Consider the following 14765-nt stretch of genomic DNA (forward strand, 5'->3'; position numbering starts at 1 on the left):
CGCACGGGCGTCGCTCCCGCTACGAACCGCCGTCCTGCGCGTCGACTTCGCCGATGGCGAGTACGCGTACGGGGACGCCGTCGAGCGTGTCCGGAACCACGTCTTCGTCCCGGAGGCGGTCACGGGGCACTCGGTGCGTGACAAAGACGACGATGACGTCCTGACCCGAGTGCTCATCCCTCCCGGTGCCGACTCCGGTGACATTGGCCAGCCGCATCAGCCGGCCCTCATGGAGGCTGCGTGCCTGATGTGCGTCCACTCGGCTCGCCTCCCCGCGCGGGTGGTGCGTTTGCACGTATGTGCTGTCTATTGCCGTGGGCGGCGCAGGTCAAGATGTTCTGCGGTGATTCTTGCCTTTACGGGTGATCCGTTCCGGTCTCAATCGTTCCGGTCTCAGGTGCGCAGATGTGAAGCCCCGTTGAGGTCGAGCACCGAGCCCGACGCCCATTCGGCGACCGGCGACGCCAGCCACAGCACCGCCGCCGCGATCTCGTCCGCCGTGCCGGCCCGCCCGAACGGGCTCTGCGCGCGGATCGCCTCGCCCTCCGCCCCGGCGAGGCGGTGCGCCACCCGTTCCGTCTCGAAGAACCCGGGCGCCACCGACGCCACCGCGATCCCGTACGGCGCGAGGGAGACGGCGAGGGACTGGCCGAGCGCGTGGACGGCGGCCTTCGTGGCGCCGTAGGCCGGGTGGTCGGGTTCGCCGCGGAAGGCGCCGCGCGAGCCGATGTTCACGATCCGCCCGCCCGTGCCCTGGTCGATCATGCGACGGGCCGCGAGGTGGCTGAGGTTCGCCGTGGCGAGGAGGTTCACGCAGACGTGCCGCTGCCACAGCGCCGCCCACTCCTCGTACGACGTGTCGGCTAGAGGGTGCGGAAGGTTCACGGCCGCGTTGTTCACCAGCACATCGATGCCGCCGAGCGCGTCGGCCGCCCGCCCCGCGACGTCCGCGGCGCCCGCCGGGTCCGACAGGTCGCCGCCGACCAGGACGTGCCCCTCACCGGCCAGCGAGTCGAGCGTCACCCGCGCCTCCTCCTCGCGCGAGCCGTAGTGCACGGCGACCCGGTCGCCGTTGTCCGCGAAGGCGCGGGCGAGCGCACGGCCGAGGCCCCGGGAGGCTCCGCTGATCAGGACGCGGCGGCCGGATGCCGACAGGTTCACAGGCAGGTTCATGGAAGGTGGCCCCTCGACGTCGAACAGTGTTCAACCGCCGTTTATACGCGAGCGGGACGGTGGCGCCGGAAGCAGCCCGGTCGTACGCACCCGCCATCGCACCCCGGCCCTCAGGAGACACCATGCCGCTCACCCGCAGGGATTTCGCCAGACGCTCCGCGCTCTCCGGCGCCGGGGTCGCCCTGGCCGGCAGTGTCGGAGCGCTCGCCACCGCACCCGGCGCCCTGGCCGCGACGGATTTCCAGTCCGCTGAGGACACGGCCGATACGGCGGGCGCCGCCCCGGGCCACGGCCACGGCCACGGCCACGGCCACGGCCACGGACCCGGCTACGGCCCGCTGATCCCCGACCCGGCGGGACTGCTCGCGCTGCCCGCCGGATTCTCGTACCGCGTCCTCACGCACAGCGGGCGGACGAGACTGGAGAGCGGCGAGTTCACCCCGTCCCACCACGACGGCACCGCCGCCTTCCGCGGCCCCCGCGGCACCACCCTGCTCGTCAACAACCACGAACTGGGCGGCCCCCGCAGCAAGTGGCAGCACCCCGTGCCCCTCACCGAGGGCCTCGTGTACGACCCCGCCGCGTCCGGCGGCTGCACCGTCGTCGAGGTCCGGCCCGACGGGCAGGTCGCGGAGTGGGTCGGCATAGCCGGCACCGCCACCAACTGCGCGGGCGGCAGCACCCCTTGGGGCACCTGGCTCACCTGCGAGGAGACCGAGGACAAGGCCGGCCACAACGGCATGACCAAGGACCACGGTTACGTCTTCGAGGTCGACCCCTTGGACAGACGGGCCAACCGCGCCCCCAAGCCCGTCAAGGCGCTCGGCCGCTACGCCCACGAGGCCGTCGTCGTCGACCCCAAGCGCGGCCACCTCTACCTCACCGAGGACGCCGCGGGACCCAACGGCCTCCTCTACCGCTGGACCCCGCCGCACGGCTTCGGGCACGGCCGCGGCAAGCTGCGCACCCTCGCCGACGACGCGGGCGTCCTGAAGGCCCCCAAGTGCTTCGACTCCGGCGGCCGCTTCGTCGACGATCTGTCCCGCGCCACGAAGACCGGCACGGTGTACGGCGTGGACTGGGTGGAGGTGCCCGACCGCGACGCGCGGACGGTACCCGTGCGCCAGCAGTTCGACGACGGCGACATCACGCGGGCCCGCAAGCTCGAAGGCATGTGGTGGGGCGACGGCGGCGTCTACGTCGTCTCCTCGTTCGCCCGCGGCGAGAGCCCCGTCCCGCACGACGGACAGGTGTGGTTCTACCACCCGGGCCGCCGCACCCTGACCCTCAAGGTGCTGCTGGGCGTGAACAAGGACCCCGGCGAGGACGGCGCCTTCGACGGCCCCGACAACATCACCGTCTCCCCTTACGGCGGACTGGTCATCGCGGAGGACGGCGAGGGCGTCCAGCACCTCTTCGGCTCGACGGAGAGCGGCCGCACGTACCCGATCGCACGCAACGAACTCAACGCGGGCACCCCGGAGAAGCCCGCGTACAGCGAGTTCACGGGCGTCACGTTCTCGCCCGACGGCAGGACGCTCTACGCCAACATCCAGACGCCCGGCATCATGCTCGCGATCACCGGTCCATGGCGGCGCCAGCGGCGCTGAGCACGGCCCGTCAGCCTTCGCCCCCGGCGCCCGGCCCGCCCTCGTCGCCGAGGAAGACGGCCGCCGCGGTGGCGCCCACGGCCGCGAGCGCCGCGCTGCCCCAGCCGAAGAGACGGCGCCGGGAGGGGCGGTGCGAGGGCTGTGTGATGTCGTCGCACGGGTCGGTGGGGCGGTTGTCCGCGGGGGGCTCGGACCCGGCACCGAAGCCGGCACCGAAGCCGGCACCGGGGCCGGGAGCCGGGGGGCCGGGCGCGGGCATGGGCCAGCCGTCGTCGGGGCCCCGGCCGGTGCCGTCCTCCGGCGCGTCCTGTGCCCCGTCGTCCGTCGTGCCGCCCTCCGCCTGCCGCAGCTGCTCCGCGACCTTGTCCTCCTGACGCCGGATCTGCCCGGCGACCGGCTCCTGCTCCCACCACGGCTCGCCGCCCGCCCGCCCGGCGCACCAGGCGAGCACCTGGGCGGCCGTCGGCCGGTCCGCGGGGTTACGGGCCAGACAGCGGCCGAGGAAGTCCTCCCAGGCGGCGTCGGGCACGCCAAGGAGGTCCGGCTCGTCGTGCAGCGTGCTGTGGAGCACCTCGGGGGCGCCGCCCGACCCGAAGGGGCCGCGCCCGGTCGCCGCCACGGTGAGGACCGCGCCGAGTGCGAAGACGTCGGCGGCGGGCCCAGGGCGGAAGCCCGGTGTGAGGCGCTCGGGGGAGACGAAGCCGGGCGAGCCGACGGCCCTGCGCTCGGCCGTGGGGTCCTCGTCGGCCGCGCTCCTCGCGAGGCCGAAGCCGATGATCCGGGGCCCGTCGCGCGTGATGACGACGTTGGACGGCTTCAGGTCGCGGTGCACGAGGCGCGCCGCGTGCAACGCCGCGAGCGCCTCGGCGAGCGCGGCCCCGAGGGCGGCGAGTTCGGCGCCGCCGAGCGGGCCGTGCGCGGCCACTGCCTTCGGCAGGCCGGGGCCCGCGCAGAACTCGACGGCGTACCACGGCTGTGCGGCGTCCGGATCGGCGTCGAGCACGGCGGTCGCGCAGCGGCCGGTGACGGTGCGCACGGCGGCCGCCTCGCGGCGGAAGCGCGCGCGGAACTCCGGGTCCGCCGCGAGGCGCCCGTGCACCGTCTTGACGGCCACCGGCTGCCCGGACGCGGACCGCGCCAGCTGGACGCGGCCCCTTCCGCCCTCGCTGAGCGATGCGACGATCCGATACCCGCCGACCTCCACGGATGCTCCTTCCAGAGACCCCGAGAAGATCCTCGGGACGACAGGGCGACAGGAAGACCTGTCCATACTGTGCGACGCCCGTGAGGCATCGTACGGTTGCGCCCGCCGGGAAATCAGAGGGTCCCTTCGGTCACGGCCGGTGGTCGAAACGGAGCGGTGCGTCACCCGCATCCCCCGTTCGGGTCGTATCCGCCCACCGGTGCGGGTGCCGCACACCGTGACTTGTGTGTCTGTTCCATACCGATGTGAGGGCGGTGTGAGCACGGAGCATGGTGCCGCACCCTCCCGAAGCCTCATACTGCGAACATGACGAGGCCCCCCGGCTCGCGCCGCCACCTGCCGAACAGTCCCTTCAACGTGCCCGCCCCGCCCGCGCCACCCGTGGAGCACTTCGAGGTGGGTGACAGGGTCTCCCATGACCAGTACGGCCTCGGAAGGATCGTGGGCGTCGAAGGAGAGGACGCGGTGGTCATCGACTTCGCGGGCCGCCAGGGACGCTTCCTGAGCCCTTATCCGAAGTTGGCCAAGCTCTGATTCTGATAACGATTTGATACGAGTGAGAGCCTGTCTTTGAACCCTCGTCGTCCGCGCGGAGCGCGGGCGCAGCGGCGGTCGGTGCGTGCGATCGGTGTGCGGGGTCTCAGGTCATGTGGCGGAGCCACCTGTCCTGAGACCCCGGGCGCCGAGCGTGCGTGCCGGGCGTCGGGGCGCAGGCGGGGGTTCAAAGACAGGCTCTCAGGGGCGGCGGACCGTATGTGCGGTCCGCCACCCCTCGTCATGTCCGGACCGGCCGCCCTACAGGGCCTGTGCCGACGGCTTCACCATGCCGCGTACCGTGCGGGACTTCACGAACTGCCCCATCGCGGTCATTTCCCACTCGCCGGTGAACTGCTTGATCAGCTTCGCCATCATGACGCCCGTCTGCGCCTCGGCGTTGGTCAGGTCGAAGCGGACCAGCTCCTCGCCCGATGCCGCGTCGATCAGGCGGCAGTAGGCCTTCGCGACCTCGGTGAACTTCTGGCCGGAGAACGAGTTCACCGTGAAGACCAGGCCCGTGACGTCCTGGGGGAGACGGCCGAGGTCGACGACGATCACCTCGTCGTCACCGCCGCCCTCGCCCGTCAGGTTGTCGCCGGAGTGCTTGATCGCGCCGTTCACGATCGAGAGCTTGCCGAAATAGCAGCTGTCGACGTGATTGCGCTGCGGGCCGTACGCGATGACGGAGGCGTCCAGGTCGATGTCCTTGCCGCGGAACGCGGGCTCCCAGCCGAGGCCCATCTTGACCTGCGAAAGGAGCGGGCGGCCGCCCTTGACCAGGGACACCGTCTGGTTCTTCTGGAGGCTGACGCGGCCCTTGTCCAGGTTGATCTTCCCGGCGCCGGGCGCGGGCGCGGCGGGGGCCGGGGGAGCTGCCGGAGCGGCCGGGGCGGTGGCCGCGAGGCGCGGGTCGGCGACCGGCGGGGGCGGACCCTGCACGGGCGCTCCTGCGGGCGGCGCCATGGGGGCGGCGACCGGCGGGGCCGGGGCGGGGGTGGGCGCGGGCTCTTCCACGGAGACGCCGAAGTCCGTCGCGATGCCCGCGAGGCCGTTCGCATAGCCCTGGCCGACCGCGCGGGCCTTCCACGCGCCGTTGCGCAGGTAGATCTCGACGATCACGAGGGCCGTCTCGGCGCCGAGCTGCGGCGGGGTGAACGTGGCGAGGACCGAGCCGTCGTCGGCGTTGCGGATCGTGGCGGTGGGCTCGACGCCCTGGAAGGTCTGGCCCGCCGCGTCCGGGCTGGCGGTCACGACGATCTTCTCGATGCCGGACGGCACGGCGGAGGTGTCGACGGTGACCTTGTCGGGCGTCGTGCCCCCGCCCGACTGGTAGGTCACGCCGGGCCCGGAGGGCTGGTTGAAGAAGATGAAGTCGTCGTCGGAGCGCACCTTGCCGTCGGCGGTGAGCAGCAGGCCCGATACGTCGAGCCGCACCGGAGCGGCGACGTCCACCGCCACGCGGGCGGCGGTCAGCGGGATGTTCGAGCCAGGGGTCATAGCTGTCATGCCGGGGTAACGAACGATCCCTCTTTGCCGTTCCCTTACTCGGAGAAGGTTTTTCCGGCATGCCGGGAGCACGCGAATCCTGGCATCCCGGTGGGCCGGAAGCGCACGTCCCGGCCCCGCCGAGGGCCTGTGTCCGGACCCTGTGCCCGGACCCTGTGTCCGGACTACGGCACCACCACGATCTTGCGCCCCACCCCTGCGGCGAACCGGTCGAGGGCCTGCGGGTACTCCGCGAGCGGCAGCCGGTCGCTGATGAACACGTCCGGGTCGAGCACGCCGCCCGCGAACAGTTCGGCGGCCCGCTCGTAGCTGTGCAGGACCGCCATCGAGCCGGTGATGGTGATCTCCTGGTTGTAGATCCGGTACGGGTCGATGTTCACGCGCGTGGCGTAGTCGGCGACGCCGAACTGCAGGAACGTGCCCGCCTTGGCGACCCGTTCGAGCCCGTCCTGGATCGCGGCCGCGTTGCCGGTCGCGTCGACCACGACGTCCCAGCCCTGCGGCCGGTCGAGCTCGTCCGCGTGCGCCGCGGAACCCGAGACGCCCAACTGCCGCGCCGTGGCGAGCCGGTCCGCGTTCAGGTCCACGACGTCCACGCTCGCCGCACCGGTGCGCTTGGCGAGCTCCAGCATCATCAGGCCCATCGTCCCCGAGCCGTAGATCAGCACGTGCGAGCCGAGCCGCGTGCGCAGCACGTCGTAGCCGCGCACGGCGCACGAGAGGGGCTCGATCAGGGCGGCGTCCTCGGTGCGCACGTGGTCGGGGAGGCGTACGCAGTTCGCGGCGGGCGCCACCGCGTACTGGGCGGCGCCGCCCGCGGTGGTCACGCCGATCGCGGCCCACCGCTCGCAGAGGTTGCCCCGCCCGTCCCGGCAGTAGCGGCACTCGTGACAGTGCAGCGAGGGATCCACGGCGACCCGGTCGCCCACGGCGAGCGTGCGCACGTCGCTGCCGAGCCCGACGACCTCACCGGCGAACTCGTGCCCCGGCACGACCGGCAAGGTGGGCGCGAACTCACCCTGGAGGATGTGCAGATCGGTCCCGCACAGGCCGCACGCGGCGACCTCGACGACGACCTCTCGGGGCCCCGGCGTGGGGTCGGGCAGCTCCCCGACGACGGCCTTGCCGACGGACTCGATGATGGCGGCCTTCACTTGACGGCTCCCAACGACAGGCCCTGGACCAGCTTGTCCTGGGCGGCGAACCCCGCGGCGAGCACCGGCAGGGAGATCATGAGCGACGCGGCGCACACCTTCGCCAGGAACAGGCCCTGGCTGGTGATGAAGCCGGTCAGGAAGACGGGTGCGGTCTGGGCGACGACGCCCGTGAGCACCCGGGCGAAGAGCAGTTCGTTCCAGCTGAAGATGAAGCAGATCAGGGAGGTCGCGGCGATGCCGGGCAGCGCGATGGGCGCCACCACGCGCGTGAGGATCGTGGGCAGCCGCGCCCCGTCGATCTGCGCGGCCTCGATGACCGGCTTCGGCACCTCGGCGAGGAACGACTGCATCATCCACACCGCGATCGGCAGGTTCATCGAGGTGTAGAGGAGGACGAGGAGCCAGATGTTGTCAAGGAGGCCGGTGTTCTTGGCGAAGAGGTAGATCGGCAGGAGGCCCGCCACGACCGGCAGCATCTTCGTGGACAGGAAGAAGAAGAGCACGTCCGTCCACTTCTTCACCGGCCTGATGGACAGCGCGTACGCCGCCGGGAGGGCGAGGACAAGGACGCACAGGGTCGAGGCGACGGACGCCACCGTCGAGTTGATGAGCGAGGGCCAGGGGCTGGCGCCGCCGCCCGAGCCGAAGAACTCGCGGTAGCCGTCGAGGGTGAGCGAGGCGGCGAGCGAGGGCGGGTTGGTCGCCGCGTCCTCCTCCGAGTGGAAGGAGGTCAGCGCCATCCAGGCGATGGGCAGGAAGAACAGGATGCCGGCGAGCCAGGCGGTGAGCCCCAGGCCGATTCCCTTGCCGCGTACGTTGCGCATCAGCGGGACACCTCCTCGCGGAACAGGGACGAGACGACCCGCAGCGCGAAGGTCGCGATGACGAGCGAGCCGATGACGACGAGCACGCCCGCCGCGGAGGCCAGGCCGTTCTCGTGGGCCTGGTAGAAGCTCTGGTAGACGGTGTACGGCAGGTTGGCGGTGCCGAGGCCGCCCGAGGTGAGGGTGAAGACGGCGTCGAAGTTCTGCACGATGTAGATCGAGCCGAGCAGTGCGCCCAGTTCGAGGTAGCGGCGCAGGTGCGGCAGCGTCAGATGGCGGAAGACCTGCCAGTTGCTCGCGCCGTCCATCCGGGCCGCCTCGATCAGCTCGGGGTCGCGGCTCTGCAGCCCCGCGAGCAGGATCAGCATCATGAAGGGCGTCCACTGCCACACCAGGGAGGCCTCGACGGCGAGGAGCGGGGTGTTGGAGATCCAGTCGGGCTGGGCCGCCGAGTCCCCGCCGACCCAGTGCAGCAGGCCGTTGAAGAGCCCGTACTCGGGGTTGTAGAGCACGTGCTTCCAGAGCAGCGCGGCGGCCACGGGGACCAGCAGGAACGGCGCGATGAGGAGCGTGCGCACCAGGCCCCGGCCGCGGAACTTCCGGTTCAGGAGCAGCGCGAGGACGAGTCCCGCGACCAGGCTCACCAGCACCACGGTGGCCGTGAGGACGATCGTGGTCAGCACGGACTTGCGCAGGTCGGAGTCGGTGAGGACCTCGGTGTAGTTGGCGAACCCGGTGAAGCTGCGGGCGTCCGGATAGAGGGCGTTCCAGTCGAAGAAGGAGATCACCAGGGTCGCCACGAAGGGCAGTTGGGTCACGGCGATCATGAAGATGAGCGCGGGCAGCAGGGGCGCCCGGGTCGCCCAGGCGCGCAGCCGTCCCGGTGGCTTCGACGCCGTCGTGCCGGGCACGCGCGCGTGCCCCACGGCGGTGGTGCTTGCGGTGGCGGTCATCGTCCCTCGTACTCCTCGGAGATCTTCTCGGCGAGCTCCTGCGACTTCTGAAGGGCCGACTCGACGGACTGGCGTCCGGCGATGGCCGCGCTGATCTCCTGGGAGACCTTGGTGCCGAGGTCGGTGAACTCGGGGATGCCGACGAACTGGATGCCGGGCGCCGGGCGGGGCTGCATGCCAGGGTCGCGGGGCCGCGCGCCCTCGATGGCGGCGCGGGTGACGTCCTGGAAGGCGGCGGCTTCCGCGCGGTAGGCGGGGTTCGCGTAGGTCGACGCGCGTTTGCCCGCGGGGACGTTCGACCAGCCGGTCTTCTCGCCGACGAGCTTCTCGTACTCCTTGCCCGACGCCCAGGAGATGAACTTCCAGGCCTTGTCCGGGTTGGGGGAGGCCTTCTGCATGCCCCAGGCCCAGGTGTAGAGCCACCCCGAGTTCCCGGTCCGCGCCACCGGGGCGGGTACGTAGCCGATCTTGCCCTTGACCGGGGACTTGGCGGACTCCAGGGAACCCGCGGCGGCCGTAGCGTCGTACCACATGGCGGTCTTGCCCTGGGTGAGGTTGTTGAGGCACTCCGCGTAGCCGGACTGCGCGGCGCCGGACTCGCCGTGCTTGCGAACGAGGTCCACGTAGAAGCGGGTCGCCTTCTCGAACTCGGGGGAGTCCAGGCGGGCCTTCCACTCCTTGTCGAACCAGGTGCCTCCGAAGGTGTTCACCACGGTCGTCAGCGGCGCCATGACCTCGCCCCAGCCGGGCAGCCCGCGCAGGCAGATGCCTTTCATCCCCGGCTCCTCGCCGTCGACGCGGGCGGCGAGCGTGGCCACCTGTTGCCAGGTGGGGTGCTCGGGCATGGTCAGACCGGCCTTCTTGAAGACGTCCTTGCGGTACATCAGGAAGGACGACTCTCCGTAGAAGGGCTGTCCGTAGAGCTTGCCGTCGTTGCCGGTGAGCGACTGGCGCATGGGCGCCAGGATGTCCTTCTCGTCGTACGCCCGGTCCTTTCGCGCGTACGAACCGACCTCGTGCAGCCAGCCGTTCCTGGCGTAGATCGGTATCTCGTAGTTGCTGAGCGTCGCGACGTCGTACTGGCCCGCCTGGTTGGCGAAGTCCTGGCTGATCTTGTCGCGGACGTCGTTCTCCGGCAGGACGGTGAAGCTCACCTTGATGCCCGTCTCCTTGGTGAAGTGGGCGGCGGTGAGCTTCTGCAACTCCACCATCTGCGGGTTGTTCACCATGAGGACGTTGATGGAGTCGCCGCCTGAACCGGCCCCGCCGGCACCGGCCCAGCAGCCGGCGAGCAGCGGGGCGAGCAGCGCCCCTGCGGCGGCCGCGGCGAGCGTGCGCGGCCTCCGTCGGCTCGGGGTTCGCATGAATCGCTCCTGAACATAGAGGGGCAATAGGGGTGTTCGGGGCGCGCCGAGGCGTGCGGAAGCCCGCGAGGTGCGCAGAGAGGGAGGGGAGGGGAAAGGGGAGGGGTGGGAGAGGGCGGGTGATCGGTCAGGTGTCGGTCAGGTGCGGATGACCTGCGGGCCCAGGAGTGAGTAGCGGTGCGCTTCGGACGTGGGCAGCCGACTGCTCGTGACGATCGCGTCCAGGTCGCCGATCCCCGCGAACCGGCAGAAGCTCGTCGCCCCGAACTTGGTGTGCACGCCCAGGAACACGGTGCGCCGCGACGCCCTGATGGCCTGCGCCTTCACCTCGCTGACCGCCGGGTCGGGCGTCGTCAGGCCGTGTTCGCGGGAGATGCCGTTGGCGCCGATGTACGCCAGGTCGATGACGAAGCCGGCCAGCATGCGGGTCGTCCAGTGGTCGACGGTGGCGAGCGTGCCGGGGCGCACCCGGCCGCCGAGCAGCAGGACGGTGATGTTCTCGGCCTCGGCGAGGGCGCCCGCGGTGGCGAGTGAGGCGGTGACCACGGTCAGGGCGCGGCCCGCCGCGGCGCCGGGCAGGGCCTCGGCGATCAGCTGCGGGGTGAAGCCCTCGTCGACGAAGACGGTCTCGGCGTCGCCGAGCAGCTCCGCCGCGGCGGCCGCGATGCGCCGCTTCTCGGGGACGTGCATGGTGGTGCGGAAGGCGAGGGTGGTCTCGAAGCCCGCGCTCTCCACGGGGTAGGCGCCGCCGTGGGTGCGGCGGACCAGGCCGTGGTCCTCCAGGGCCCGCAGATCGCGGCGGACGGTCTCCTTCGCGACCCCGAGCTGCCCGGCGAGCACCGACACGTCGACGGAGCCGGAGTGGCGGGCCGCGTTGACGATCCGCCGCTGACGTTCCTCCGCGGTCATCGGCGCCACCTTCTTCCCCTGGGTCGGTGCGTGCCCGTTCGGGCCCTGTGGGGAAGTTCTACAGCCCGGACCGGGGGGTGACCAGGGTCGCAGCGGGCTCGATGCTGCCCGTTTGTGCCCGCTTGGCGGGGCGACGGCCTGTGCGGCGGGCCGGGGGCGTGCCCGCTTCGGGGGGTCGGGCTGCCCGTTCGGTGCCCGGATGGTGGCGGGCGGGCACCGGGCGGGGGCGGGCGGCGGCCGGTTCGGTCAGTACGGCCACACCGGGGGGTTCGTGCAGAAGTGACCCCCCAGGCGGGTGTGGTCGGGATTGGCCGGATCCGGTTCGCCCTGCTCGGCGATCAGCCGCTCCGCGTATCGCTCGGAATCGTCCCGCGGCTCGTAGCCGAGCGCCCGCGCGGACGAGAGGTCCCACCACAGGCGGGTGTTGGCGGAGGAGCCGTGGACCACCGTGTGCCCGACGCCCTCGGCGGTGAGCGCCGCGTGGAAGAGCCGCGCGCCGTCCTCGGGGCTCAGCCAGATCGACAGCATCCGCACGCTCGACGGCTCCGGGAAGCACGATCCGATGCGGACCGAGACGGTCTCGATGCCGTGCTTGTCCCAGTAGAGCTGGGCGAGGTCCTCGCCGAAGGACTTCGACAGGCCGTAGAAGGTGTCGGGGCGGCGCGGGGTGTCGACCGGGATCAGCGGGTCGTCGCCCCGGGGGCGCGGGGTGAAGCCCACCGCGTGGTTGGAGGAGGCGAAGACGATCCGGCGGACGCCTTCCTCGCGGGCCGCCTCGTAGAGGTTGTACGTGCCTTCGATGTTGGCGCGCAGGATCTTGTCGAAGGTGGACTCCAGGGAGATGCCCGCCAGATGGAGGACCGCGTCGACCCCGCGCACGGCCTCGCGCAGTGCCGCCGTGTCGGCGAGGTCGGCCGTGACGGCGCCGGGTTCGCCCTCGACGGGGCGCACGTCGAGCAGGCGCAGGTCGTAGCCGTATGTCCCCGGCAGGAGTCCGCGCATCAGGGTGCCGAGGCCGCCTGCGGCGCCGGTGAGCAGGACGGTGCGGGGAGCGGGCATGGCGGGTCTCCTCGGGCGGCGTATGTATCCGCGTACAGGATTCACATGTATGGACGCTCAGACACGCTAGGGATCTCCGTCGCACGGCGTCAAGTGCCCGTGGAGGGGGCGAATCCGCTCCCGCGCGAGGAGTTCGTCCGCTTGACCGGGCTCGATCGGGCGCCTTAGCGTGGTCGCGTTCAGAGATATGGACATGGATCAGAAACATGCACGCTTCGCAGCGCGCACGCCGCACGCCGCACACCGCACGCCTAGGGAGAGCCCGTGACGACAGCCCCCCTCGCTTCCCGACTCCGCGTCCCCAGCGGGCCGCTCTTCTTCCCGGTCACCGCGTACGGGCCCGACGGCGCTCTCGACCTGGACACCTTCCGCGACCATGTGCGCGACGGCATCGACGCCGGGGCGGCGGCCGTGTTCGCCTGCTGCGGCACCGGCGAGTTCCACGCCCTGACCCCCGAGGAGTTCCAGGAGTGCGTCGCCGCCGCCGTCGACGAGACGGCGGGGCGGGTACCGGTGGTCGCGGGCGCCGGGTACGGCACCGCGCTCGCCGTGCGGTACGCGCGCCTCGCCGAGGAGGCCGGCGCCGACGGCCTCCTCGCCATGCCGCCCTACCTCGTCGTCGCCGGACAGGCGGGGCTGCTCCGGCACTACACCGAACTGGCCGCGGCCACCTCCCTCGACGTCATCGTCTACCAGCGCGACAACGCCGTCCTCACCCCGGAGACGGTCGTCGCGCTCGCGCGCGCGGACGGCGTCATCGGCTTCAAGGACGGCCTCGGCGACATGGACCTGATGCAGCGCACGGTCAGCGCGGTGCGCAGCGAAGTGCCGGGCGACTTCCTGTACTTCAACGGCCTGCCGACCGCGGAGCTGACCGGACTCGCCTACCGCGGCATCGGCGTGACCCTCTACTCCTCGGCCGTCTTCTGCTTCGCGCCCGACATCGCGCTCGCCTTCCACCGCGCGTTCAACGCGGGCACGCCGGAGGGCGACGCCGCCGTCGACCGGCTCGTCGACGGCTTCTACCGGCCCTTCGTGGAGCTGCGCGCCCTCGGCCGCGGCTATGCCGTCTCCCTGGTCAAGGCGGGCGTGCGGCTCGGCGGCCTCGATGTCGGCCACGTACGGCCGCCGTTGCACGAGCCGGACGCCGAACACGTCAAGCGGCTCGCGGAACTCGTCGAGCGGGGCCGGGAGTTGCTGCGGGGCGGGCTGCCCGGCGGCTTCGGGCAGGGCGTGTGAAGGCCGCCGCGTTCCTCTACCCCTGGGACGTCGTCGGCGACCCCGGCGCGCCCGCCCGCCTCGTCGGCCTGGGCATCCGCCAGGTCACTCTGGCCGCCGCCTACCACTCCACGCGCGCCCTGACCCCGCGCCACCCCCGCCACCGCGTCGTCACCGCCGCGCACGCCGCCGTCCTCTACCCGCCGGGCGACCACTGGCAGGGACGCGCGCCACGGCCGTACGCCGCCGGGGAGTGGGCGCCGGGCGACGCCTACGGAGAGGCGACGCGGGCGCTCGGCGACGCCGGGATCGAGGTGCACAGCTGGGTCGTCCTCGCCCACAACTCCCGTATGGGTGAGGAGCATCCGGCGACCTCCGTGGTGAACGCCTACGGAGACCGCTATCCCTGGGCGCCCTGCATCGCACAGCCCGCCACGCGCGCGTACCTGGTCGACCTCGCGGCGGAGGCCGCCGTGCGCCCCGGCACGCACGGCACCGAACTGGAGTCCTGCGGCTGGTACGGCCTCGCGCATCTGCACGCCCACGACAAGATCGCCGGTGTCCCCCTCGGCGAGGCCGGGCAGTACCTGATGTCGCTGTGCTTCTGCGCCTCCTGCCGGGAGGGGTACGCCGGGCAGGGCCTCGACCCGGACGAGCTCGCGGCCGTCGTCCGCGGCGCGCTGGAGCCCGTGTGGCGCGGTGCGGGCGAGGGAGAGAGCGACGGACGCTGGGCCGCCGTGGAGAAGCTGATCGGCCCGGACCGGGCGGCGGCCACGCGCGCGTGGCGCGGGACGGCCGCCCGCACCCTTCAGGAGGCCGCCGTCGCCGCGGTCCGCGCGGCGGCGCTCGTCGAGCGGCCCGGCTTCCAAGTGCTGCTCCACGCCGACCCGGTGCCGTACCACTGCGGTGCGAACGCGGGCGTCGACCCGGCGCACATCCTCTCCGTGGCCGACGGGGTGGTCGTGCCCTGCACGGGCAGCCCGCGCCTGCTGACGCCGTTCGCCGAGCAGAGCAAGCGGGACGAGCAGAGCATGCACGGCAAGAAGGGGGACGGCGTGGTCCTGGCCGCCAACCTCACCGTGGTGAGCGGCATGGGCGGCAGTCCCGCCACGCTCGCCGCCGACGCGGCCCGTGCCGCCGAGCTCGGCGCCACCGAACTGCGGCTCTACCACGCGGGCCTGGCCTCGGACAGCGACCTCGCCCTGGTCGAAGAAGCCCTGTCGCGCCCGGAGTGATCGCCGCTACGATCCG

The 14765-nt window shown here is 72.2% G+C and carries 14 protein-coding genes; 4 read left to right on the forward strand and 10 right to left on the reverse strand.

The window, feature by feature from the left end; genetic code table 11:
* Positions 1–19 precede the first annotated feature (19 nt).
* Positions 20–259, reverse strand: a complete 240-nt coding sequence (locus ABZ953_RS23965; protein WP_361727140.1) for a hypothetical protein — start codon at positions 257–259, stop codon at positions 20–22.
* A 134-nt stretch (positions 260–393) separates the two neighbouring features.
* The gene (locus ABZ953_RS23970; RefSeq protein WP_361727141.1) at positions 394–1173 is read right to left on the reverse strand and encodes an SDR family oxidoreductase; all 780 of its coding nucleotides are present in this window, start codon (positions 1171–1173) and stop codon (positions 394–396) included.
* Between the two features lie 122 nt (positions 1174–1295).
* On the opposite strand from ABZ953_RS23970, the gene ABZ953_RS23975 reads away from it, so the two are divergent.
* Entirely contained in the window at positions 1296–2783 is a 1488-nt protein-coding gene (locus ABZ953_RS23975) for an alkaline phosphatase PhoX (protein ID WP_361727143.1), read from the forward strand.
* A gap of 10 nt (positions 2784–2793) precedes the next feature.
* Here ABZ953_RS23975 and ABZ953_RS23980 read toward each other — a convergent pair whose 3' ends face one another.
* Entirely contained in the window at positions 2794–3987 is a 1194-nt protein-coding gene (locus ABZ953_RS23980; RefSeq protein WP_361727145.1) for a serine/threonine-protein kinase, read from the reverse strand.
* Between the two features lie 306 nt (positions 3988–4293).
* Here ABZ953_RS23980 and ABZ953_RS23985 point away from each other — a divergent pair, with 306 nt between their 5' ends.
* Complete coding sequence (locus ABZ953_RS23985) at positions 4294–4521, forward strand: CarD family transcriptional regulator (protein WP_055564387.1); 228 nt, start codon at positions 4294–4296, stop codon at positions 4519–4521.
* 261 nt (positions 4522–4782) lie between these two features.
* Here ABZ953_RS23985 and ABZ953_RS23990 read toward each other — a convergent pair whose 3' ends face one another.
* The 7 genes from ABZ953_RS23990 to ABZ953_RS24020 form a co-directional block, all read right to left on the reverse strand.
* On the reverse strand, positions 4783–6021 hold the full coding sequence (locus ABZ953_RS23990; RefSeq protein WP_361727374.1) for a TerD family protein: 1239 nt from the start codon (positions 6019–6021) through the stop codon (positions 4783–4785).
* Positions 6022–6194: 173 nt separating this feature from the next.
* The gene (locus tag ABZ953_RS23995) at positions 6195–7184 is read right to left on the reverse strand and encodes a zinc-dependent alcohol dehydrogenase family protein (protein WP_361727147.1); all 990 of its coding nucleotides are present in this window, start codon (positions 7182–7184) and stop codon (positions 6195–6197) included.
* Complete coding sequence (locus tag ABZ953_RS24000) at positions 7181–8011, reverse strand: carbohydrate ABC transporter permease (RefSeq protein WP_361727149.1); 831 nt, start codon at positions 8009–8011, stop codon at positions 7181–7183. The genes ABZ953_RS23995 and ABZ953_RS24000 overlap by 4 nt, the downstream gene beginning before the upstream one ends.
* Positions 8011–8964, reverse strand: coding sequence for a sugar ABC transporter permease (locus ABZ953_RS24005; protein WP_361727151.1), 954 nt, complete (start codon positions 8962–8964; stop codon positions 8011–8013). The genes ABZ953_RS24000 and ABZ953_RS24005 overlap by 1 nt, the downstream gene beginning before the upstream one ends.
* Positions 8961–10328, reverse strand: coding sequence for a sugar ABC transporter substrate-binding protein (locus ABZ953_RS24010; protein WP_361727153.1), 1368 nt, complete (start codon positions 10326–10328; stop codon positions 8961–8963). Before ABZ953_RS24010 ends, ABZ953_RS24005 begins: the two co-directional genes overlap by 4 nt.
* A gap of 138 nt (positions 10329–10466) precedes the next feature.
* Positions 10467–11237: a DeoR/GlpR family DNA-binding transcription regulator gene (locus tag ABZ953_RS24015; RefSeq protein ID WP_361727154.1), complete on the reverse strand. Its 771-nt coding sequence runs from the start codon at positions 11235–11237 to the stop codon at positions 10467–10469.
* 246 nt (positions 11238–11483) lie between these two features.
* Positions 11484–12296: an NAD(P)-dependent oxidoreductase gene (locus ABZ953_RS24020; RefSeq protein ID WP_361727156.1), complete on the reverse strand. Its 813-nt coding sequence runs from the start codon at positions 12294–12296 to the stop codon at positions 11484–11486.
* A 264-nt stretch (positions 12297–12560) separates the two neighbouring features.
* Between ABZ953_RS24020 and ABZ953_RS24025 the strand changes: the two genes are divergently transcribed.
* Together ABZ953_RS24025 and ABZ953_RS24030 are read left to right on the forward strand one after the other, a co-directional pair.
* On the forward strand, positions 12561–13535 hold the full coding sequence (locus ABZ953_RS24025) for a 5-dehydro-4-deoxyglucarate dehydratase (protein WP_361727158.1): 975 nt from the start codon (positions 12561–12563) through the stop codon (positions 13533–13535).
* Positions 13532–14749, forward strand: a complete 1218-nt coding sequence (locus ABZ953_RS24030; RefSeq protein ID WP_361727160.1) for a hypothetical protein — start codon at positions 13532–13534, stop codon at positions 14747–14749. The genes ABZ953_RS24025 and ABZ953_RS24030 overlap by 4 nt, the downstream gene beginning before the upstream one ends.
* Positions 14750–14765: the final 16 nt, after the last annotated feature.

The sequence above is a fragment of the Streptomyces sp. NPDC046465 genome (assembly GCF_040646035.1).
In the GTDB taxonomy this organism is placed as follows: domain Bacteria; phylum Actinomycetota; class Actinomycetes; order Streptomycetales; family Streptomycetaceae; genus Streptomyces.